Source organism: Pantoea sp. NPDC088449 (genome assembly GCF_044753225.1).
Classification (GTDB): Bacteria; Pseudomonadota; Gammaproteobacteria; order Enterobacterales; family Enterobacteriaceae; genus Pantoea; species Pantoea floridensis.
On sequence record NZ_JBIVMT010000001.1, the window covers coordinates 36,285 to 57,578 of the forward strand.

A 21,294-nucleotide genomic window follows, 5' to 3' on the forward strand; every position below is an offset into this window, starting at 1 on the left:
TTCATTGCGTGTACGGCAACAACTGCCAAACTTCCTTCAGCCATCGCGCTTTTCCTCGGTGCTGGCGCTTTGCGGCTTAGCCCCATTCCGTTAAACTTGCTGGGTCAATCTTTCCTCTAAAGGACATCCCTATGTATCAGGACATTATTCGCTCAGAACTCAATGAAGCAGCCGATACGCTCACTACGTTCCTGAGTGACGAAGCCAATATTCATGCGATTCAGCGCGCTGCGGTTCTGCTTGCCGATAGCTTTAAAGCAGGTGGCAAAGTGCTCTCCTGCGGTAACGGCGGCTCACACTGCGATGCCATGCATTTTGCTGAAGAGTTGACTGGGCGCTATCGTGAAAATCGTCCTGGTTATCCAGCCATTGCCATTTCGGATGTCAGCCATCTCTCCTGCGTCAGCAACGATTTCGGCTATGACTATGTGTTCTCACGCTACATCGAAGCGGTGGGCCGTGAAGGGGATGTGGTGCTGGCGCTCTCTACCTCGGGTAACTCCGCCAACATTATTAAAGCAATTGAAGCTGCCCGCGCCAAAGGGATGAAAGTGATCACCCTGACCGGCAAAGATGGCGGCAAGATGGCGGGCTCGGCGGACATCGAAATTCGCGTGCCGCACTTTGGCTATGCCGACCGCATTCAGGAGATCCACATTAAAGTGATTCATATCCTGATGCTGTTAATCGAAAAAGAGATGGTTAAGTAATGACGTGTTCCTCTCGCCGCTTGCGAGAGGGACTCATTTAAGGCGGTTGCTATGTGCGAATTGCTCGGGATGAGCGCCAATGTCCCTACGGACATCTGTTTCAGTTTTACCGGTCTGGTGCAGCGTGGCGGTGGAACCGGGCCGCACAAAGATGGCTGGGGCATCACCTTTTACGAAGGCAAAGGTTGCCGCACGTTCAAAGATCCGCAGCCGAGCTTTAACTCGCCAATTGCCCGTTTGGTGCAGGAATATCCCATCAAATCGCATTCGGTGGTGGCGCATATCCGCCAGGCGAATCGCGGTGAAGTGTCGCTGGAAAATACCCATCCGTTTACGCGTGAGCTGTGGGGCCGTAACTGGACTTACGCCCATAATGGGCAGCTGAAAGGCTATCGCCAGCTGGATACCGGGCCCTTCCGTCCTATTGGCGAAACCGACAGTGAAAAGGCGTTTTGCTGGATTCTGCACAAACTTACCGAGCGCTATCCGCGCACGCCGGGTAACTGGCCTGCGGTGTTTCGCTATATTGCAGAGCTGGCTGCAGAAATGCGTGAGAAGGGCGTATTTAACATGCTGTTATCGGATGGGCGTTACCTAATGGCCTTCTGCTCTACCAATCTTTACTGGATCACGCGCCGCGCGCCGTTTGGCAAAGCGACGCTGCTCGATCAGGACGTAGAAATTGATTTTCAGCAGCAGACTACGCCGCAAGATGTGGTGACAGTGATTGCCACACAGCCATTAACGGGGAATGAAACCTGGCACCGGATAGTGCCAGGCGAGTGGGCGTTATTTTGCCTGGGTGAGCGCCAGGAATGATTTCGAGGCAGCATCCGGTGTCGATATCACCGGCGTGTTGTTCACCGCATATTGGCCGGTTGCCGTCACGTTCACCGTTGGCGGCACGCGGTACTTCACAAAGTAGGCATAGCCCGGCTGCAGTTCACGCCAGAAATTAATATCGCTTGAATAACGATGGCGCTGCATGTTGCTTTCAGTCATGCGGAATGGATAGATGTTGACCTGAATCTCCTGCTGACCATTACGCAGCGCGGCGTTGGTATAGTTGAAGATCTCATCCATTGACGCATTAGTCATCGCGTAGCAGCCAATCGATACGCAATCACCGTGAATCATCAGAAACTTACCGTCATAACCTTTAGCGCGATCGTACTGGTTAGGGAAACCGGTATTAATGGCGCGGTAAAAACGGCTATCGGGTTTTAACTGGTTAAGCTTAACGTTATAAAAGCCTTCCGGACTTTTAAAATCGCCCTGACGACGTTTAGGTCCTAAACCGCCAGAAAAATTACAGATGCGATAGCTGTCCAGCAGACGATATTCATTACCGATTTTGCCGTACAGTTCCAGCGTACGCTCTTCCTTGAAAATCTGAATAAAAACCGGGGTTCCAATCAGTTGTTTCTTTAACTCTTTGCTCACCGGAGCCAGCGGTTGCGTAGGCTCGGGGTTAATTGCCCAGCTAAGGAGCGGCATAAGAATCATCGCAAGCAATAATGCGATTCTGCCCATTCTGTAGATACCTTGATGTGAAGAGAGACGATGACGCTGCGCGTCTGGGTATTGCATTATCGGAAATATCCGCTATCGCTGCGCAACATTAACATTGTCTGGCTTTTAATCAAGCCAGTGTCCGAGAAAATGGCGCGTTCCTAAAGGGAATGCGGCCATAAATTTGTAAACTTTAATTAGTCCGACAAAAATTTCGCGCATTTTGTACGAAGGTTAAAATTTATAATCCGAGCAGCAAACAAGAACGGTCTTGTCGGAAGGGGTCAGCCACCTCCTTATACTGCGCCAAACCCTTTCAGCAGGAAAAAATCTATGAATCTCTCGGTGGCCCCTTCGGTTTATCAGGTTGAGGATCTTCATTATATGTTGTCGCCCGGTCCTGACCTGATTAATCGGCATCTCAGGAATGGCACTCCATGGGAACCGGCAATGGTCTCTCTCTCAAAATTACTCATCAAAGGGATAGATCGCCCGGTGTTGATCGATGTCGGGGCCAATTTGGGGGCCTGGTCGGTGCCGATGGGTGACCATATTCGTGAGCAGGGTGGCACGTTATATGCCTTCGAACCCCAGCGCCAGGTGTTTTATCAGCTGTGCGCCAACCTGTTTATCAATCAGCTGTTTCATTGTCATGCAAGGCAGATGGCAATAGGTGATACCAATGGTGAAATTGATGTTCCGGTGCTGGATATGCAAACCGAGATTAATGTTGGTGCGCTTTCTCTGGATGCTGAAATTCGTGCCCAAAGGCAGGTATTAAGTACCAAATTAACCGAGAGTGAATCTGTGCGTATTGCAACGCTGGATAGTCTGGAATTGCCTGGCGCGCACCTCATTAAAGTGGATGTTGAAGGTTTGGAACTTGAAGTACTCAGGGGCGCTCGTCACTGGCTTGAAACGTCTGCTTATCCGCCCATTTTGTTCGAAGTCTGGCGAGAGCAGCTCAAAGCATTCGTTCCAAAACGTAACCGCTTGCTGGACTTTGTGCGCGGGGAATTGGGCTATGAAGTCGAGCTATTTGGTGAGCTTGCTATCGCACAACATCCCTCTAACAAACGTTTAAATATCACCATCAGCGATAAAGGAATGGTGATTAATCCCTGAAATTAATCCCACATGCGCGCTCTGTGAACACTTTTGCATCTGTACAAATATCCAGTATTATAATGAGGTCTTATTTTTAATCTGGGTTAGTTACACACGTGAAAATCATTCATGTCGATATGGACTGCTTTTATGCGGCGGTGGAAATGCGCGATGATCCCTCATTGCGTGATATCCCCATTGCAATTGGTGGCAGCCATGAGCGACGTGGCGTGATCAGTACCGCCAACTATCCGGCCCGTAAGTATGGCGTGCGCAGCGCGATGCCCACCGGCATGGCGCTAAAACTTTGCCCTCATCTGCGTTTATTGCCCGGTCGCTTTGATGCGTATAAAGAAGCTTCGCACCAGATTCGCGACATCTTCTCGCGCTATACCTCGCTGATTGAACCGCTCTCGCTGGATGAAGCCTACCTTGATGTTACCGACAGCCTGCATTGCCAGGGCTCGGCAACGCTGATGGCGCAGGCCATTCGTGCGGATATTCTGCGCGAAACCGGATTGACCGCTTCTGCCGGTATCGCGCCCATCAAGTTTCTTGCCAAAATCGCCTCCGATCTCAACAAGCCCAATGGGCAATATGTGATAACGCCTGACGCCATGTCTGATTTTTTACTGACGCTGCCGCTGAGTAAGATCCCCGGCGTTGGCAAAGTCGCCACCAAAAAGCTGGAAGAGATGGGCTTACGCACCTGCGCCGATGTGCAGCAGGCCGATCTTGCCCTGCTGCTCAAGCGCTTTGGCAAGTTTGGCCGCATATTGTGGGAACGCAGCAACGGCATTGACGAGCGAAATGTCGTGGTGGAGCGTGAGCGTAAATCCCTCGGCGTTGAGCGCACGTTAATGGAAGATATTCATCACTGGGAGCAGTGCCTGGAAATTATTGATTTTCTCTACGCTGAGCTGGAGCGTCGCTTAACCGCCATCAAGCCGGATAAGCAGATTGCCCGCCAGGGCGTTAAGCTGAAGTTTAACGATTTCCAGCAGACCACGCAGGAACATGTCTGGCCGGTGCTGAATAAAGAGGACATGATCGCCGTCGCGCGTCAGGCCTGGAATGATCGTCGGGCAGGGCGCGGTGTCAGGCTGGTGGGATTGCATGTCACCATGGTGGATCCGCAGCTGGAGCGGCAGCTGGTGCTGGGGTTATAACAGGGCGCGCTGGTGCACGCCCTGTCAAAGTATTACTTCTTAGCGTACTTCGCTTCCAGCGTGGCAAACCAGGGCGCGACGAAATCACTGTTCTCGCCCCAACCTGGAATGATGTTATTCAGTGAAGCCATGTTAACTGCACCCTGCTGGCTGTTCAGCTGCTGCTGCGAAATCGACGCCGCTTTGAACTCATAGGTTGCGGGCGTTGCTTCGCCGCCAATCTTATTCGCCACCAGGCGCATATTGACCGCGCCAATGGTTTTTGGATCCACCGCTACCGTTTGCACCCACGGGCTGTTCTTCTCATGCATCAGCTGCAGATCCTGATTGGATACGTCGATACTATAGAGTTTGATCTCGGTACGACCGTTCTCCTGCAACGCTTTGTAAGCACCCTGGCTGAAGGCATCCCACGATCCCCAAATGGCATCAATCTTACCTTTCGGGTATTTGGCCAAAATGGCGCCAATCTTGTTGGCGGTATCGCCTTGCACATCAGAGGAAACCGCACCAATCGATTCCAGTTGATGAATGCCAGGATTCGCTTTTAACAGCTTCTCATACACCACCTGCCGGCGATCCATCGCTGGGAAACCCGCCACCCATAGCTTGACGATGTTCGCCTTGCCGTTGAAGTCTTTGATCAAGCTGCCGAGTGATTCTTGCGCTAGCGAGGCGTCGTTTTGTGCCGTTACGGTTACGCCCTCCACCGGGGTATTAACCGGCGTATCAAACACGGAAAGCTTAATGCCGGCCGCAGTGATACGTTGCACCAGCGCGGTAGAGTAAGGATCTTTACCGTGCGACAGAATAATGCCGTCATATTTCTGGCTAATCGCCTGATTAACGAAATCCTGGAAACGCGCATCGTCACCGTTGCTTAGGAAAGTACTGACTTTAAAGCCCAGCTTGCGTCCCTGCTGGATTGCCCCGGCAACAAACTGCGTGGTGTTATCGTCTGAACCGAGGTTACGGATAATCGCAATGCGCACCGGACCTTCGTGGTTGGCGATCGCCGCAGGCACCGGTGTGACGGTGTCGGCGAAGGCGATGCTGGTATTGAGCAGGCTAACGGCCAGCAGCGAAAGGGTGATTTTTTTCATTATGATCTCTTTCTGGTTTAACGCGCCTTAGCGGCGCTGGATGTAAGTGATGGCCAGCGCCAGCGCCAGCACCAGGCCTTTGATAATGTCCATGGCGTAATAGGGTACTGACAGCATCACCAGCCCGTTTTGCAACACTCCGAGGATCACGGCGCCCACTAAGGTCCCGAGCGCATTAGGTTTGCCGGAACCGGCCAGCGAGAAGCCAATCCACGCTGCGGCCACGGCATCCATTAAATAGCCACCGCCAGCATTCACCTGCGAGGAGCCAATACGCGAAGCCAGTAAAATGCCGCCCAATCCCGCCAGCAGCGATGCCAGCACATAGGCCAGCACGCGATAGCGTGTAGTGCGAATGCCCGACAGGCGCGCCGCTTCCGGGTTGCCACCCAGCGCATACATGCGACGACCATGCTTCGTTAGCGACAGCGCCAGCTGCGCCACAATCGTTACCACCAGCATGATAATCACGATAGTTGGCACCTGGCCGAGCAGACCAAAGGCGGCAGGAATGGTGCCCTCGGCCATATCGCCGCTGGGCAGCACCATGTTTTCAGTGATCGAGCCGCCAAAGCTGTAGGTCATTGCGACGCCCTGAATCACACACAGCGTGGCCAGGGTGGCGAGCATGTCGGGAATCCGCAGAATCACGATCAGGAAGCTGTTGAACAGCCCGACCAGCGTGCACAGCAGCAGCGTAATGATGATAGCTTCGGTAGTGCCAAAGCCGTGCCACACGAACAGCGATATCACCAGTGCATTGGCTAGTGACGCCGTAGAGCCCACCGACAGGTCAAAGCCGCCAACCGTCAGCGAAAGGGATACGCCAATCGCGATCACCGTAACGATGGCAATCGATCGCAGGATGTTGATGATGTTGGTCGGTTCCAGAAAGCTATCTGAGGCGAGTCCAAATGCCGCAATCAGGATGACAACCGTCAGCAACATGCCCCATTTATAAAGGAACTCGAAGAGTTGATGGCGCAGAGAAGGCCGCGGGTTTAGGGATAATTCTTTGCTGCTCACGCAGGTGTTCCTCCGGTGGAATAAAGCAGAAGCATCTCTTCTGTCGCTACATCGGCGTCCATTTCTGCCACGATGCGCCCATCCCAGAGCACACAAATGCGGTCGCATAGGCCGACCAGTTCAGCAAACTCACCCGAGGCATAAATGATGCCTTTACCTTCGCGCGCTAAGCCGTCAATCAGGCTGAACAGTTCGGTTTTAGCTTTGATATCCACGCCTTTGGTGGGCTCGTCAAAAATCAGAACATCGGCGTTATTACGCAGCCATTTGCCAATCGCCACCTTTTGTTGATTGCCACCCGACAGACGTCGCAGGATCTGCGCCGGCCCGGTGGTGCGTACATTCAGGCGCTGAATCACCTCTTCAGCCCAGCGCCATGCCTGACGATGACCAAACAGGCTCCAGCGTGAAAAGCTGTTATCGGCGCTGATACTCAAATTCATGCTCACCGGCTCATCAATGAAAATACCCTCTTTACGACGCTCTTCCGGCACCAGCGCCATGCGGTTTTCCACCGAATCATGCGGCGAACGCGGTCGCCACGGCTTGCCATGTAACTCGCCTTTCTCAACCCGGCTTTTGCTGGCACCAAACAACGCTTTGCACAGTTCGGTCTTCCCGGCACCGGCTAAACCTGCAATGCCAAGGATTTCGCCTTTATGCAGGCGCAACGAAATATCTTGCAGCAGACGATCGTCATGTAAGCCTTCAACCGACAGGAGCAGCGGCTGCGCCTGATGTATGCGGCGCGGTGGAAAGACATCGTCGAGCTGATGTCCCAGCATCTTCTCAACGATTTGCTCGCCGCTTAGCGCCGCCATCGGACTACTTTCGATCAGGCGTCCATCGCGCAGCACCGTCAGCCGATCGCAAATCGCTTTAAGTTCATGAATGCGGTGCGAGATGAATACCACGCCAATGCCGCTCGATTGTAAGCGGCGCACGACGGCAAACAGGCGCTCGCTTTCATGCTGATCGAGCGGGGCGGTGGGTTCATCAAGAATCAGGAAGCGGCAGTGGTGAGATAGCGCACGCGCCAGCAAGATTTGCTGCTTCTCCGCCAGCGAACAGCGCTCAACCAAACGGTTCACATCCAGGTTGACTTCCAGCTGTGCCAGCAGCGCGCGCGCCTGATGGCGCGTTTCATGCCAGTTGTAGCCATGGCCCGGCTCCGCTAAGCGATCGAGCAGAATGTTCTCCGCGACGCTGAGTTGCGGCACCAGCGCCACGTCGACTTCCTGCTGAACCAGATGAATGCCAAGTTTTTTGGCATCACGCGGCGAGCGCAGGGCGACGGGAACGCCATCCAGCAAAATTTCCCCGCTGTAATGGGTGTGCGCTCCAGCCAGCACCGCCATGAGCGTCGATTTCCCCGCGCCGTTGGCGCCCGTCAGGGCATGTACCGAACCGCCTTCAGTCATAAAATCGACCTGCGATAGCGCGGCAAAACCGCCAAAAGCGATGGAGATATTACGCATCTCCAGGCGGTTGATCGCCGTCATGCAGCCGTGCCTTTAATTATTTGAGTTGGGGGCATTTTTTCCTGAACCCTCGCGCTGGGCAACAAACGAAAGGGCATAAGCTAGCACGAAATCTTATTAGCCATCCAGACATCTGGATGTAATGGTGGCTAAATCTGGCGCAAGGGAAAGCGGTGGTTTAACTACGAGGCGTTATGGATAATGGGTAGAGTATTGTGCTGCTGAAGGCGATAGGCGGAAACGAGTGGCTTAGGCATAAAAAAACCAGGCCGTAGCCTGGTTGATAGGTCAAACGTAAACTTACGCTTTTTCGGGTACCACGTTCAGCAGCGCTGTCAGCAGTTTCCAGTAAAGACCAACGCTCTCAATGTGTACCTGCTCATCCGGTGAATGCGGGCCGGTGATAGTGGGACCGATCGAAACCATATCCATGTTCGGATACGGTTTCTTGAACAGGCCACACTCCAAACCGGCGTGAATCACCTGGATGTTTGGCGTTTTGCCAAACAGCGCTTCATAGGTTTTACGCGTCAACGCCATAACCGGTGAATCGGCATCGGGCTGCCAGCCTGGGTAGCCGCCTTTGGGTGCCGTTTGCGCGCCAGCCAGTTCTCCCAGCGAAGTCAGCACTTCAACCACCCAATCTTTACCGGTATCGATCAGCGAACGAATCAGACAGATAATTTCGGCATTGTCCTGATCCATGCTCACCACGCCAACGTTCAGCGAGGTTTCTACCACGCCTTTGGCGACGTCGGAGTTACGAATCACACCGTTTGGCGTGGCGTTTAGCAGATTCAGGAAGCGATCGCGGCTATCGCTGCTCAGTGCCTGGCCCTGATGCGCCAGCGACTCGGTCACGACCGCGATATTCTTCTCTTTTGCTCCCAGCTCGTTCAGCAAGGTTGCCTGGAAATGGGCCGCAGCCGATTTCAGGGCATCCACTTTATGGCTGTCGATCGCCAGCGTCGCGAAGGCTTCACGCGGGATAGCGTTGCGCAGCGTACCGCCGGTGAATTCAATCAGGCGCACATCGAGATCGCGCGCGTGCAGCGCCAGAAAACGCGCCAGCAGTTTATTGGCGTTGCCCAGACCATGATGAATGTCGGCACCGGAGTGACCGCCTTTCAGGCCTTTCAGCGTCAGCTTCAGGGTTTCATAACCCGCTGGAATGGCTTCACGCGTCAGCGGCAGGGTGGTGATGAAGTCGATCCCCCCGGCGCAGCCCATGTAAATCTCACCTTCCTCTTCGGAATCGGTGTTGATCAGGATGTCGGCCTGCAGCCAGTTTGGCTGTAAACCAAATGCCCCGTCCATGCCGGATTCTTCGGTCATGGTCAGCAGCACTTCCAGCGGACCGTGCGTCAGGCTGCTGTCAGCCAATACGGCCAGCGCAGACGCCATACCAATGCCGTTATCGGCGCCGAGCGTGGTGCCGCGCGCTTTTACCCAGTCGCCATCAACGTACGGCTGAATCGGATCTTTGGTGAAGTCGTGCGCCGTGTCATTGTTCTTCTGCGGCACCATATCAAGGTGTGCCTGCAGCGCCACCGGCGTGCGTTTTTCCATGCCGGCGGTAGCGGGTTTACGAATCAGGATGTTGCCAACCTGATCGCGCTCAACCCAAAAACCTTGCTCTTTGGCCCAGCCAACAACGTATTCGGCCAGCGCTTCTTCGTGGTAAGAAGGGTGTGGAATGGAACAAATTTTGGCAAAAATATCCCACAGCGGTTGGGGTGAAAGTTGCGACAATTCAGACACCATGCGTCTCCTGTGTCAGCGTGGCGGACAGACCGCACGCACGCGGGTTTCCAGTAAAAATCGTCGTCAGAACATCTGACGTGATGGGGCTGAGAATATCACTGTTTCTCACCGGGTGCGTAATCAGGCGCGCTAAAAACCTGCAACCAGTAAGACAGATGCTGGTTTTTAAGGCGTCAGATCCTTATAATCTCGCGCAACCTTTTCCCCCTTGCATATTTTTTAAGCCAAGTTTATTGGTTGGGATTCCTTCATATGAGCGAAAAATACGTCGTAACCTGGGACATGCTGCAGATTCATGCCCGTAAACTGGCCCAGCGCCTGCTTCCTGTGGAACAGTGGAAAGGTATTATCGCGGTGAGCCGCGGTGGTCTGGTTCCGGCATCGCTGCTGGCGCGCGAACTGGGTATTCGCTATGTCGATACCGTGTGCATCTCCAGCTACGATCACGATCATCAGCGTGAAATGAAAGTGCTGAAGCGTGCCGAAGGCGACGGTGAAGGATTCATCGTAATTGACGATTTAGTGGATACCGGCGGCACCGCGCAGGCGATCCGCGATATGTATCCAAAAGCGCGTTTCTGCACCATCTTCGCTAAGCCAGCAGGCCGTGCGCTGGTGGACGACTATATTGTCGATATCCCGCAGAACACCTGGATCGAGCAGCCCTGGGATATGGGCGTGGTGTATATCCCGCCTATCGTTAAAAGCTGATTGATGCATCGCAAACAACGCCCGGTTATGCCGGGCGTTGTGCTTTCTGCGTCTCGCGCGCGTATGACGTGTGCAGTACACTCTTAGCCATCGCTGTAACGTTGGCAGGAGAATCACTAAAATGTCTGATAAAAACCTGAGCGAAGAACTCTTTAAACCCCGTTTTAAACACCCGGAAACCTCTTCACTGGTGCGGCGTCAGCATCACACGCCAGCGCAGGTGCATAACGCGTTGGAAGGGGATACCCAGCGCGGCTGGTATCGCATGCTGAATAAGCTGCTGTGGACGTGGCGTGGGTTATCGCCGCAGGAGATCAGCGAAGTGCTGGCGCGCATTGCGGTGAGCAACTTTGAGCGCACCACGGAATCTCTGCTGGATACCGTGATTGGCTATCGCGGCGGTAACTGGAATTATGAGTGGTCAAAACAGGCGGCAATCTGGCAGCAGCGCGCGATGCAATCTGAAAATCACGACGAAGCCGGACAACACTGGCTGCATGCCGCCAATTTATTCAGCCTCGCGGCCTATCCTTATATTAAAGGCGATGAGCTGGCCGATCAGGCGCAGGTGTTAGCCAATCGCGCCTATGAAGAGGCCACGCAGCGTTTGCCGGGTGAACTGAAATCACTGACGTTCCCGATAAACGGTGGCGCGCCGGTGACCGGCTTCCTGCACATGCCTGCGCAGGCTAAAGCGCCGTATCCCACCGTGTTACTGTGCGGCGGTCTCGATTCGCTACAAAGCGATCACTATCGCTTGTTCCACGATTACCTGGCACCACGTGGCATTGCTATGCTGACGCTGGATATGCCGTCGGTGGGTTTCAGCAGCAAATGGACGCTGAATCAGGACACCAGCCAGCTGCATCAGCAGGTGCTGCGCGAGCTGAGTAACGTGCCGTGGATTGATCATACCCGCGTTGCGCTGCTGGGCTACCGCTTCGGTGCCAATGTGGCAACACGGCTGGCGTATCTTGAAGTGCCGCGCGTGCGTGCCGTCGCCACGCTGGGGGCGATGGTGCACAACGTGTTTGTTGATGCGCAGCAACAGCAGCAGTTACCGGATATGTATATGGATATGCTGGCGAGCCGTCTCGGCATGTCATCCACCTCCGACAGTAATCTGCGTATCGAGCTCAACCGCTATTCCCTGAAAGTGCAGGGCTTGCTCGGTCGCCGCACGCCAACGCCAATGCTGGCAGCGTACTGGCCGGATGATATTTTTGGCCCGGAAGAGGATGCGCAGTTGATCGCGAATTCCTCTGCGCAAGGTAAGACGCTGGCAATTGCAGGCAAGCCGGTTTTTGCCAGTTTCGACAAAGCTTTAAACCAAATTTGTGACTGGCTGGCAAAACAGTTGCAAAACTAACTGGCGAAACCTCAAACCTCTGCTACTACTTATATCCGGGATTTTCCATTTTTAGTTTCATGGGAAGCTAAAAATGCATTTGATGCGGTTTATTTGAGGGAGAGTTTGCATGACGTTACCGAGTGGTCACCCCCGTAGTCGCCTGCTTAAGCGCTTCACCGAATTGGGGCCGTACATCCGTGAAGGAAAATGCGAAGAGACGCGTTTCTTCTTTGATTGCCTGGCGGCCTGCGTCAACGTCAAGCCTGCGCCGGAGCTGCGTGAATTTTGGGGCTGGTGGATGACGCTGGAAGCGCACGAAGATCACTTCACCTATGAATATCACTTTGGTCTGTTTGATAAAGCCGGCGATTGGGGCACCGCAACCATTAAGGGCAAAGAGAACAATGCCAAAGTGGAGAGCACGCTGCGTAATTTCCACGAGCGTCTGAAAGCGATGCTGTTAGAGCAGAAGTTGGATCTGAAACCGGCGGAAGGGTTTAAAGACGAGCCGGTAAAATTGAGCGCCTGACACTCTCGCGCGTGAATAAATAAGAAAGAGCCGGTGATGAGCCGGCTCTTTTTTTATCGACACAGCAAGGGTAATACGCAATCAGAATTGGTAAGTCAGACCCACGGCTACGATGTCATCGTTGTTCAGGTTCAGCTTGTTGTTATCATCCAGCTGGTTGATTTTGTAATCAACAAAGGTCGACATGTTTTTGTTGAAGTAGTAAGTCATGCCCACGTCGATATATTTAACCAGATCTTCATCACCGATACCTTCGATGTCTTTACCTTTGGTCTGGATATAGCCAAGGGACGGACGCAGGCCGAAGTCAAACTGATACTGCGCCACCACTTCGAAGTTTTGCGCTTTGTTAGCAAAGCCACGTGTACCGATTGGCGTCATATTGCGGGTTTCGGTGTAGATAGAGGCCAGGTAGATGCTGTTGGCATCATACTTAATGCCCGCGCCCCAAGAATCTGCTTTATCGCCATGCCCCAGCGCCTGTTGCTGCTGCTGAATGGTACGATCGGAAGAGGTGATAGCCGACATCAGGCTGACGCCGGTATCACCAATGGTGTAGCCCAGTGACGCACCGTAACCGTCACCGTTCTGGCGAGAGGTATCGGTGATGCTGCCACGGGCGTTGGCGCTGGTCGCATCGTTTTTGCCCTGATATTGCAGCGCGAAGCGCAGGCCATCAACCAGACCGAAGAAGTTGCTGTTGCGGTACGTGGCCACGCCGGTAGCACGCGCGGTCATGAAGTTATCGGTACGCGCTGTACCGTCACCACCAAACTCTGGGAATACGTCCGTCCATGCCTCTACGTCGTAGAGCACGCCGTAGTTACGACCGTAATCGAATGAACCGTATTGACCGAATTTCAGACCGGCAAAGCCCAGACGGGTTTTGTTGCCGGCGTTCGCGTCAGAACCTTCAGAGTTATTGACGTTGTACTGATATTCCCACTGGCCATAACCGGTCATCAGGTCATTGATCTGCGTCTGACCTTTGAAACCGATACGAACGTAAGATTTGTCGCCGTCCTGGCTCGCATTATCGCTGAAGTAATGTTCAGCTTTAACGCGGCCGTAGAAGTCGAGTTTATTACCATCTTTGTTATAAACTTCTGCGGCGTTTGCGGTGGAAGCCAGCGCCAGCGCTGAAACGACTAATGCCAGTGTGCTTTTCTTCATTTTGCTATCAATCCCAATGAGTAAAATTTGTTGTACCCGTGAAAGGTTTTGTAAAACACGGGACTTTTTACCGGGTGGCGATGAACTTTTTATGACAGTTTTTCGGATTTCTTGTTAATTGCGAACTTTTGGTCTAGCGCATTGTCAGCGGATTTTTGTGCTTTTCCCCTTGCTGCTGTTGGCTTCCTTGCTCACTCCTGATAAAACGTCCCTTCGCAGATTTTTTTCTTATATGGCAGGAAAAACATGAGTGGCAGTCAGACCCTTGTGGTCAAGTTGGGTACTAGCGTCCTCACCGGCGGTTCGCGTCGGCTGAATCGGGCGCACATGGTGGAGCTGGTTCGTCAGTGTGCACAACTGCACGCGGCGGGCCATCGCATTGTTATCGTTACCTCCGGCGCGATTGCCGCTGGACGCGAACACCTTGGTTACCCCGAACTGCCGCCTACCATCGCCTCAAAGCAGCTGCTGGCTGCGGTGGGGCAGAGCCGTTTGATCCAGCTGTGGGAACAGCTGTTTTCGATTTACGGTATCCACATTGGGCAGATGCTGCTGACGCGCGCCGATATGGAAGATCGCGAACGCTTCCTCTACGCGCGCGATATGCTGCGTGCGCTGCTCGATAACCACATCGTGCCGGTAATCAACGAGAACGATGCGGTAGCCACCGCCGAGATTAAAGTCGGCGACAACGACAATCTGTCGGCGCTGGCGGCGATGCTGGGCGGCGCCGACAAACTGCTGCTGCTCACCGATCAGCAAGGGCTATTCACCGCCGATCCGCGAACTAATCCTGAAGCGTCGCTTATCAGCGACGTGCACCAGATCGACGACGCGCTACGCACGCTGGCGGGCGGCAGCGTTTCCGGCCTCGGTACCGGCGGCATGGCCACCAAGCTGCAGGCGGCGGACGTGGCTTGTCGCGCCGGCATTGATGTGATCATCGCCGCTGGCAGTCGTCCAGACGTGATCAGCGACGTGCTGTATGGCAAACCGGTGGGCACGCGCTTCCACGCGCAGCAATCGCCGCTGGAAAACCGCAAGCGCTGGATCTTTGGCGCGCCGCCTGCCGGAGAGATCACCATTGATGATGGGGCACTGGCGGCGATGCTGGAGCGCGGCAGCTCGCTGCTGCCGAAAGGGATTCGTGAGGTGCAGGGCAACTTCTCACGTGGTGAAGTGATCCGCATTCGCAGCCTGCAAGGGCGGGATATCGCTCACGGCGTGACGCGCTACAACAGCGATGCCATGCGCATGATCGCCGGTCATCACAGCCAGGAAATTGGCGAGATTCTCGGTTACGAATATGGCCCGGTAGCGGTGCACCGCGACGACATGATCGTCAGTTAAGGAGTGGATGATGTTAGACGAAATGGGTAAAGCGGCGCGTGCAGCGTCGTACAAGCTGGCGGAACTCACCACCGAACAAAAAAATCAGGTGCTGCTCACTATCGCCGATCGCCTTGAAGCCGACAGCGCCGCGATTCTGGCTGCGAACCAGCAGGATCTGGCCGATGCGCGGCAAAACGGCATGAGTGAAGCGCTGCTCGATCGTTTGACGCTTAATCCACAGCGCCTGAAAGGGATCGCGGATGATGTCCGCCAGGTCTGCCGCCTGGCCGATCCGGTGGGGCAGCTGATGGATGGCGGCCAGCTGGATAGCGGTCTGCGCATTGAACGTCGTCGCGTACCGCTCGGCGTTATTGGCGTGATCTATGAAGCGCGTCCGAACGTCACCGTCGATGTCGCCTCCCTTTGCCTGAAAACCGGCAATGCCGCGATTCTGCGCGGCGGTAAAGAGACGTATCGCACCAATGCGGCCACGGTGCGGGTGATTCAAAATGCCCTGACGCAGCACGGTTTACCGGCGGGTGCGGTACAGGCGATTGAAAATCCCGATCGCGAGTTGGTTAATCAGCTGCTGAAGCTCGATCGCTACGTCGATATGCTGATCCCACGCGGCGGCGCAGGTTTACACAAGTTGTGTCGTGAAAATTCGACCATCCCGGTCATCACCGGCGGCATCGGCGTTTGCCATCTCTATCTGGATGAAACCATGGAGACCGAGGCGGCGCTGGAGGTGATCGTCAATGCGAAGAAACAGCGGCCAAGCGCCTGCAATTCGCTGGAAACGCTGCTGATTCATCGCGATCGGGCGGAGCGCTTTATCCCGGCATTCCTGCAGCGCATGGCGCAGGAGAAGATCGTGCTGCACGGCGATGAAAACGTGCTGACGCTGCTGCAAAACGGCCCCGCTGACGTGGTGGCCGTGCAAGCGGAAAACTACGACGACGAATGGTTGTCGAACGATCTGAACGTCAAACTGGTGGCCGATATGGATGCCGCCATCGCGCACATTCGCGAGCACGGTACGCAGCACTCCGACGGCATCCTGACGCGCAGCCTTAGCAACGCCAATCGCTTCGTCAACCAGGTTGATTCCTCTGCGGTCTACGTTAATGCCAGCACCCGTTTCACCGACGGCGGCCAGTTTGGCCTGGGTGCCGAAGTGGCAGTCAGCACGCAGAAGCTGCACGCGCGCGGTCCTATGGGTCTGGAAGCGCTAACCACCTACAAATGGATTGGTTGGGGCGACGATACGCTACGTCGCTAATGTTCGCTCCTGCATGACAATGGGCACCGAAAACGGTGCCCATTTTTTTCGCTTTCGATCCAGTTATTTCCAGAGGTTTTTGATTTATTTCTGTCATCTATGGCGGGGTCACGGCTTTTCACCCATTTTTTCCTTTAGATACTGGTCTTACTGCTACAGAACAATCCTGAAAACCCCTGTCAGAACAAGCGATATGGCATTGTTCACTGGTTTCGGCATAACCGAAGGGGATAATGATCATGCAGCCTCATTGATAAAAGCGGTTGGGTAGTAAACTGACGGTAATATAAAATGAACTGGTAGCAAAAATGAAAATAACATTCAGTCTTTTACTGAAGGCAGATTATTAACTGATGGTTAAAAAAGAAAGTACCAGACAAGGGTTTACTGCCAGGCTGATTGCCGCGTGTGAAAGCGCGGGAATTGTCGGACATGGACGGAACAAACAGGTTGCGCTTGCTCTGCAGGAGAGGGGATGCAAGATCTCAACGCCGGGGGTTTGGAAATGGTTTAACGGACAATCGATTCCTGACGATAACAATCTACTGGCGCTCAGCCAGCTGTTAGACGTGCGCGTTGAGTGGCTGCAATTTGGTATGGAAAAACCGGCTGCCTTACTCACGCATCACAGTCTCACCCCTCCGCAGCATTTATTTCGCGTCGAGAGTCTGGATATTGGACAACATGGCGTCCGCAGCAGCAGCACGCGTGATGAACTGGTCGAAACCATTCAAGCCATTGAATACGGTCTGGAAGAAGCGCGCGTGTTGTTTAATGGCCGTCCGGCCGAAAACATTCGCCTCATTGCGCTCAACAGCGATTCGATGGCGGGCACTTTTGCGCCACGCGATCAGCTGTTTGTCGATATCAGCGTGCATCGCTTTGATGGCGATGGCATTTATTTATTTACGCTTGACGATCAACTCTATCTCAAACGCCTGCAGTTACAGCACAAAAAGGTGGCGGTGATCTCCGATAACAAGCGTTATGAAACCTGGTATTTAACCCTCGACGAAGCCAAAACATTGCAAGTGGTGGCGCGGGTCATCATGAGCCAGGCGCGCGATTACCAAATCCTGGGCTGATCGTATCACCTCAGCCACGGGCAAAAAAATATTGTGGCTGAAATCAAAAATTTAACTGATGGTAAATAAAAAATTAACCATTGGTGTTTGCCAATGCATTAGATCCTGTTAATAATTTGAGCATAGAAGGACGACACACCTGCTCCCGGATGAGCCCGCTCTTAAACAATTGAGGCGCTGCACAAGCGCGATGCATACCACCCAAAGTTAGTGAACTTTGGGATGGGGTGGATACGCACTTTGCAGCGTTGTCAGTTGCCCTCTGTTTTTCACTCTCCTCTACTTCACCCTGGCCGTTAATACTGCCGGGCGAGTTGACGTCGAGTGTTTTTCAGAGGAACAGCGGACGCTTCGGTTTAAGCCGAGTTGCCGTGCCTGCCACCCCATCGCCAAAGACTCATTCACAGGAGGAGTTATGGCGATTATCCAGTACGGAAAATCAGTATTTTCAGGTAATACACGCACGCGCCGCCATCGGCGGCGTCAATCCATCAGCCGCCTTAAGCGCAGCATCGATAGCGCTCTCGGCATCGAACCCGATAACATCACCTTGCGTACCGCTGAACGCATCTGTCAGCGCCAGACGCACTCACGCGTAGATTGCGCCGTTCTGGCGCCGACGCGCGTTCAGCAGGAACAAGCCAGCTTTGATAACTGCTGTTTACCCCATGTGTATTTGTACGCCGTGCGCTAATCCTTTCATCACTTTTCCCCAGTTTTAAACGGGACGTTTCTTTGTTGCTCACTGTTTAAGCATCCTTGAGCGTTTCGCTTATCAAATGACGCGCTCAAGCCGGTGAAGGATCAGCGTGATTTATGTTTGTTTGCCGTTTTGCGCAGCCCATTTCAGGCCGTTGCGCCCGTCAAAGAGGAACGACTATGAGCCAGATTATTGCCATCCTGAATTTCGAAGAGGGTTACCGCGAAGCGCCTTACCTTGACACCTTGGGGTTTCCCACCGTCGCGGGGGGAATTCGTATTGGCCCGAAAGGTGCCTCGCTCAGCAATTACATCTTTCAGGTGCCACGGCCCGTGGGCGACGTGTGGAAGCAATGCATTGTCGAGGGCAAGGTGCAGCAGATGAATCAGCGTGCGCTGGTGCAACAGGCGCTCGCCAAATGCAACGAAGCGCGCTGCGATGTGTTGATCAGCATGGGCTATCAACTCGGTATTGATGGGCTGGCGATGTTTCGCGGCATGCTGACGTCCATCACCCAAGGTGACTTTGACGCTGCTGCCAACGCCATGCTCGATAGCCTGTGGGCGCGCCAGACCTCAGGACGCGCGCGGCGGCATGCGGAAGTGATGCGTAGCGGCACCTACGACATCTATCGGGGGTTGCTATGAACCTGAAACTACTGATTTTTATCATTGCCGTGCTGCTGGTGATCATTGTGGTGCTGATCATGCAGCGCTTCACCACGCTGGAGTTCGTGAAGCATGCGCGCCTGCTGTTTAAAACCTGGTCGGTGTGGCTGGCGTCGCTGGGTTCAATGCTGAGCGCATGGGTGCAATCTTTCCCCTCCGCGGCGCTTGATGCGTGGAACAACATGCCACCAGACGTGAAAGAGATTCTGCCGCATAACTACCTTGGGCTGATTGGCGCCTTCATGGTGGCGATGGGCGTGATTGCTCAGTTCATTCGTCAGAAGAGCCTTAACCAACAGAAAACGGCGCTGGAGGAAAAAGCATGACGTTTCTTATGACATTGCTCGGCGGCAGCTGGCACTGGCTGGCCGCGCTGGCGGGCGTGATTGCCGCGCTGGCTGCCAGCTACTTCGGCGGCAAGAAGATCGGCAAGGTGCAGCAACAATCTCAATCCGCAGTGGAAAGCGCCGACAAAGCGGCAGCACAGGCGGTGGCGGTTAATCAGCAGCAGCAACAGCTGCGCGAGGAGGCCAAACGTGTGGAAGCCAGCAATCTTAATCTTGATGACGCTGCTGCTCGCGACAAGCTGCAGCAATCGAAATACCACCAACCCTGAAGCCCCGGTCGTCATCGACTCTGCCTGTACGCTTTTTTCCCCGATTTATACCCACGGCAATGACGCTGAGCGCATGGACGTTCGCACCGTGCGCGCCATTAACAACCACAACGACCTTTGGGATCGGCACTGCGGCCAACCGGCCCCCTAACGCTGCTCTCACGCATTTGCATTACCTACCTGAAAAGCCGAGGAGGCTATGATGATCGAAGTTAACTCTTATGCAGAACTGCGCACCACTGTACCGACCAAAAACGGCGATCTGGCATTTTTACGTCGCTACAACGCCGACTCCACCTTCCACGGCGGCGGTGACTTTACCGGCTTTATCGGCAGCACCACGGCCGCCGATGATGGGGGTACGCTGGCGGTGGGGAACGGGTTTTACTGGAAACGTGTGATTAACGATCCTTCCGATATCAACGTGTATCACTTTGGTGCCAAAGGTGATGGTTACGCCAACGATACCGATGCGTTCAATCGGATGCTGGCGTGGACGCAAAATTATTCAGGAAATATTGCTGCCTTACCGGTGCGTTTCCCTGGCGGTCGGTTCTTGATTAACCCCATTGACATTAGCGGCACCGAGCGCGCCTATTTTGGTTTACAAGGCGATGACGTGGAGCTGGGCTCTTTACCGCGTACGACCATCATCTCTGACAAAAGCCCCAACACGGTATTTAAGGTGAAGGCGCGCCGCACGTCGATCCGAGGCATTGCGTGGAACGGTCAGGCATCAGCGGACGTCACCACCAACAAAAGCACCATCACCGCCGATATGTGCAGCAACGTGCAGCCGTTCTTCGAGAATACCTGTATCGAAGGCACCACCGTCAATATCTACTGTTTCCGCGCGCAGAATAACGGCGGTACGGTGATCAAGCTGCTGGATACGCTGGACAGTAAATTTGACCAGATTTACACCCTGTATACCTACGGGCGCGTGTTTGATGTTGGCTGGTCGAACTCGCCGAAGGGCGCCTGGGATCACTCCACGGCAATTGAGATCTGTAACTGTAACTTCCAGACCGGTTATGCGGATGCCACGCTCTACATGCCGCGCGTGACGCAGGGGATTTTGCGTAACGTGTGGATCGAGCACACGCGCAACCCGGGCGATCTCTCCGACGGCGGCTGGACCATTGATACGCTGAATATTGAGGACTGCGGTAATCCGTTCAACCTCAACAACGCGCGCGTCACTATCCGCCAGCTCAACCTGCAATCGGGCGCTAAAGTGAGTACCGATGCCGCCGCCGGACGCTGGTTATCCACCTTTGAATATGGCTACCGCCGTGATGAAAGCTACGGCAGCTTCCTCACCGGATCGCTGCGTGCCGGCTATTTCAGCGGCTACAAAATCACTAACAATACCGACACCGATAACTGGTATCGCCTGGGGCAGCTGTTCTTCCCCAACGCCAATCAGCAGTGGGTGATGGAGTTGATTGGTAAGGCGGATGCCACCCAGCCAACCGGTACCGCGGGGTCGCCGGTGAATGTGGCGGCGACCGGGAAAACCTGGATCAACCTGCAGCGACTGGAAACGGTCTGGGCCGATGTCTATCACATGGGACAGCCAGCGGTGCTGGATATCCGCTACAGCCGCGTGGGCACCACCTATGCGGCGGTGTGGGTAAAGCTGCGCGCCAACAGCGGTGACACCATGATGAACCTGAAATGCACCGGTCCAACGCGTTTCGATAGCGGTTCCTGCTCGCTGTTCCAGCAGGACTTCTCGGTAGTGACCGATACCACCAAGCTGGGCGGCTTTAAACCGGCGGCGCGCTTCGGTCTGCATAACGGATTGGCGGGCATTGGCGCCAATGAGAAAGGGGTGCTGACCGTGGCGACGGCGGCCGGTACACCAACCAATGCCACCGCTCCGACGGGCTTTGTGCTGGTCAATATCAACGGTGTCGATCGTAAGCTTCCCTATTACGATTGAGGTCCAGCACCTGTTTGGCGAGGCCTT

Annotated in this window: 21 protein-coding genes; 15 read left to right on the forward strand and 6 right to left on the reverse strand. The window is 54.3% G+C overall.

What is annotated here, in order from left to right:
* Window positions 1–131: 131 nt before the first annotated feature.
* Window positions 132–710 (forward strand): D-sedoheptulose 7-phosphate isomerase, encoded by a 579-nt coding sequence (lpcA, locus tag ACIP6T_RS00195; protein WP_097094822.1) that lies wholly within the window; start codon window positions 132–134, stop codon window positions 708–710.
* Between the two features lie 51 nt (window positions 711–761).
* Complete coding sequence (locus tag ACIP6T_RS00200; protein WP_097094821.1) at window positions 762–1,529, forward strand: class II glutamine amidotransferase; 768 nt, start codon at window positions 762–764, stop codon at window positions 1,527–1,529.
* On the opposite strand, the gene dpaA is transcribed toward ACIP6T_RS00200, so the two are convergent.
* On the reverse strand, window positions 1,500–2,243 hold the full coding sequence (dpaA, locus tag ACIP6T_RS00205; protein WP_097094820.1) for a peptidoglycan meso-diaminopimelic acid protein amidase: 744 nt from the start codon (window positions 2,241–2,243) through the stop codon (window positions 1,500–1,502). The two genes, ACIP6T_RS00200 and dpaA, sit on opposite strands and share 30 nt — an antisense overlap.
* Before the next feature lie 312 nt (window positions 2,244–2,555).
* Here dpaA and ACIP6T_RS00210 point away from each other — a divergent pair, with 312 nt between their 5' ends.
* Window positions 2,556–3,347 carry an FkbM family methyltransferase gene (locus ACIP6T_RS00210; protein WP_400454702.1) on the forward strand — a complete coding sequence of 264 codons (792 nt, stop codon included), beginning with the start codon at window positions 2,556–2,558 and terminating at the stop codon, window positions 3,345–3,347.
* A gap of 98 nt (window positions 3,348–3,445) precedes the next feature.
* Window positions 3,446–4,498: a DNA polymerase IV gene (gene dinB, locus ACIP6T_RS00215; protein WP_400454705.1), complete on the forward strand. Its 1,053-nt coding sequence runs from the start codon at window positions 3,446–3,448 to the stop codon at window positions 4,496–4,498.
* A gap of 32 nt (window positions 4,499–4,530) precedes the next feature.
* Here dinB and ACIP6T_RS00220 read toward each other — a convergent pair whose 3' ends face one another.
* From ACIP6T_RS00220 to pepD, 4 genes are all read right to left on the reverse strand, one after another.
* Window positions 4,531–5,601 carry a sugar ABC transporter substrate-binding protein gene (locus ACIP6T_RS00220; protein ID WP_097094817.1) on the reverse strand — a complete coding sequence of 357 codons (1,071 nt, stop codon included), beginning with the start codon at window positions 5,599–5,601 and terminating at the stop codon, window positions 4,531–4,533.
* Between the two features lie 27 nt (window positions 5,602–5,628).
* Window positions 5,629–6,627, reverse strand: coding sequence for an ABC transporter permease (locus ACIP6T_RS00225; RefSeq protein WP_400454708.1), 999 nt, complete (start codon window positions 6,625–6,627; stop codon window positions 5,629–5,631).
* Window positions 6,624–8,129 (reverse strand): sugar ABC transporter ATP-binding protein, encoded by a 1,506-nt coding sequence (locus ACIP6T_RS00230; RefSeq protein WP_400454710.1) that lies wholly within the window; start codon window positions 8,127–8,129, stop codon window positions 6,624–6,626. Before ACIP6T_RS00230 ends, ACIP6T_RS00225 begins: the two co-directional genes overlap by 4 nt.
* 279 nt (window positions 8,130–8,408) lie before the next feature.
* Complete coding sequence (gene pepD / locus ACIP6T_RS00235) at window positions 8,409–9,869, reverse strand: beta-Ala-His dipeptidase (protein ID WP_176519196.1); 1,461 nt, start codon at window positions 9,867–9,869, stop codon at window positions 8,409–8,411.
* Window positions 9,870–10,124: 255 nt separating this feature from the next.
* Here pepD and gpt point away from each other — a divergent pair, with 255 nt between their 5' ends.
* From gpt to crl, 3 genes are all read left to right on the forward strand, one after another.
* A complete protein-coding gene (gene gpt, locus ACIP6T_RS00240; RefSeq protein WP_007887137.1) occupies window positions 10,125–10,583 on the forward strand; it encodes a xanthine phosphoribosyltransferase in 459 nt (152 codons plus the stop codon).
* A gap of 121 nt (window positions 10,584–10,704) precedes the next feature.
* The gene (gene frsA, locus ACIP6T_RS00245; RefSeq protein ID WP_345827210.1) at window positions 10,705–11,952 is read left to right on the forward strand and encodes an esterase FrsA; all 1,248 of its coding nucleotides are present in this window, start codon (window positions 10,705–10,707) and stop codon (window positions 11,950–11,952) included.
* 109 nt (window positions 11,953–12,061) lie between these two features.
* Window positions 12,062–12,463 carry a sigma factor-binding protein Crl gene (gene crl / locus ACIP6T_RS00250; RefSeq protein WP_097094812.1) on the forward strand — a complete coding sequence of 134 codons (402 nt, stop codon included), beginning with the start codon at window positions 12,062–12,064 and terminating at the stop codon, window positions 12,461–12,463.
* An 81-nt stretch (window positions 12,464–12,544) separates the two neighbouring features.
* Here crl and ompC read toward each other — a convergent pair whose 3' ends face one another.
* Window positions 12,545–13,636, reverse strand: a complete 1,092-nt coding sequence (gene ompC, locus ACIP6T_RS00255) for a porin OmpC (protein ID WP_097094811.1) — start codon at window positions 13,634–13,636, stop codon at window positions 12,545–12,547.
* A gap of 246 nt (window positions 13,637–13,882) precedes the next feature.
* Here ompC and proB point away from each other — a divergent pair, with 246 nt between their 5' ends.
* The 8 genes from proB (at window position 13,883) to ACIP6T_RS00295 (ending at window position 21,267) form a co-directional block, all read left to right on the forward strand.
* Window positions 13,883–14,986 carry a glutamate 5-kinase gene (proB, locus tag ACIP6T_RS00260; RefSeq protein WP_097094810.1) on the forward strand — a complete coding sequence of 368 codons (1,104 nt, stop codon included), beginning with the start codon at window positions 13,883–13,885 and terminating at the stop codon, window positions 14,984–14,986.
* 10 nt (window positions 14,987–14,996) lie between these two features.
* Window positions 14,997–16,250 (forward strand): glutamate-5-semialdehyde dehydrogenase, encoded by a 1,254-nt coding sequence (proA, locus tag ACIP6T_RS00265; protein ID WP_400454716.1) that lies wholly within the window; start codon window positions 14,997–14,999, stop codon window positions 16,248–16,250.
* Between the two features lie 353 nt (window positions 16,251–16,603).
* On the forward strand, window positions 16,604–17,335 hold the full coding sequence (locus tag ACIP6T_RS00270) for a S24 family peptidase (RefSeq protein ID WP_097094808.1): 732 nt from the start codon (window positions 16,604–16,606) through the stop codon (window positions 17,333–17,335).
* Between the two features lie 415 nt (window positions 17,336–17,750).
* On the forward strand, window positions 17,751–18,029 hold the full coding sequence (locus tag ACIP6T_RS00275) for a hypothetical protein (RefSeq protein ID WP_097094807.1): 279 nt from the start codon (window positions 17,751–17,753) through the stop codon (window positions 18,027–18,029).
* Between the two features lie 185 nt (window positions 18,030–18,214).
* Entirely contained in the window at window positions 18,215–18,682 is a 468-nt protein-coding gene (locus tag ACIP6T_RS00280; RefSeq protein ID WP_097094806.1) for a hypothetical protein, read from the forward strand.
* Complete coding sequence (locus ACIP6T_RS00285; RefSeq protein WP_097094805.1) at window positions 18,679–19,029, forward strand: hypothetical protein; 351 nt, start codon at window positions 18,679–18,681, stop codon at window positions 19,027–19,029. The genes ACIP6T_RS00280 and ACIP6T_RS00285 overlap by 4 nt, the downstream gene beginning before the upstream one ends.
* A complete protein-coding gene (locus ACIP6T_RS00290) occupies window positions 19,026–19,319 on the forward strand; it encodes a hypothetical protein (protein WP_097094804.1) in 294 nt (97 codons plus the stop codon). The genes ACIP6T_RS00285 and ACIP6T_RS00290 overlap by 4 nt, the downstream gene beginning before the upstream one ends.
* 202 nt (window positions 19,320–19,521) lie before the next feature.
* The gene (locus ACIP6T_RS00295; RefSeq protein WP_097094803.1) at window positions 19,522–21,267 is read left to right on the forward strand and encodes an amylovoran biosynthesis protein AmsF; all 1,746 of its coding nucleotides are present in this window, start codon (window positions 19,522–19,524) and stop codon (window positions 21,265–21,267) included.
* Window positions 21,268–21,294: the final 27 nt, after the last annotated feature.

Coding starts and splice junctions, on each gene's coding strand:
- frsA (WP_345827210.1), top strand. CDS start 10,705: ATGTCTGATAAAAACCTGAGCGAAGAACTCTTTAAACCCCGTTTTAAA.
- ACIP6T_RS00270 (WP_097094808.1), top strand. CDS start 16,604: ATGGTTAAAAAAGAAAGTACCAGACAAGGGTTTACTGCCAGGCTGATT.
- ACIP6T_RS00275 (WP_097094807.1), top strand. CDS start 17,751: ATGGCGATTATCCAGTACGGAAAATCAGTATTTTCAGGTAATACACGC.
- ACIP6T_RS00220 (WP_097094817.1), bottom strand. CDS start 5,601: ATGAAAAAAATCACCCTTTCGCTGCTGGCCGTTAGCCTGCTCAATACC.
- ACIP6T_RS00290 (WP_097094804.1), top strand. CDS start 19,026: ATGACGTTTCTTATGACATTGCTCGGCGGCAGCTGGCACTGGCTGGCC.
- proA (WP_400454716.1), top strand. CDS start 14,997: ATGTTAGACGAAATGGGTAAAGCGGCGCGTGCAGCGTCGTACAAGCTG.
- ACIP6T_RS00280 (WP_097094806.1), top strand. CDS start 18,215: ATGAGCCAGATTATTGCCATCCTGAATTTCGAAGAGGGTTACCGCGAA.
- ACIP6T_RS00295 (WP_097094803.1), top strand. CDS start 19,522: ATGATCGAAGTTAACTCTTATGCAGAACTGCGCACCACTGTACCGACC.
- ompC (WP_097094811.1), bottom strand. CDS start 13,636: ATGAAGAAAAGCACACTGGCATTAGTCGTTTCAGCGCTGGCGCTGGCT.
- dpaA (WP_097094820.1), bottom strand. CDS start 2,243: ATGGGCAGAATCGCATTATTGCTTGCGATGATTCTTATGCCGCTCCTT.
- lpcA (WP_097094822.1), top strand. CDS start 132: ATGTATCAGGACATTATTCGCTCAGAACTCAATGAAGCAGCCGATACG.
- proB (WP_097094810.1), top strand. CDS start 13,883: ATGAGTGGCAGTCAGACCCTTGTGGTCAAGTTGGGTACTAGCGTCCTC.
- ACIP6T_RS00200 (WP_097094821.1), top strand. CDS start 762: ATGTGCGAATTGCTCGGGATGAGCGCCAATGTCCCTACGGACATCTGT.
- crl (WP_097094812.1), top strand. CDS start 12,062: ATGACGTTACCGAGTGGTCACCCCCGTAGTCGCCTGCTTAAGCGCTTC.
- ACIP6T_RS00230 (WP_400454710.1), bottom strand. CDS start 8,129: ATGACGGCGATCAACCGCCTGGAGATGCGTAATATCTCCATCGCTTTT.
- ACIP6T_RS00210 (WP_400454702.1), top strand. CDS start 2,556: ATGAATCTCTCGGTGGCCCCTTCGGTTTATCAGGTTGAGGATCTTCAT.
- ACIP6T_RS00285 (WP_097094805.1), top strand. CDS start 18,679: ATGAACCTGAAACTACTGATTTTTATCATTGCCGTGCTGCTGGTGATC.
- gpt (WP_007887137.1), top strand. CDS start 10,125: ATGAGCGAAAAATACGTCGTAACCTGGGACATGCTGCAGATTCATGCC.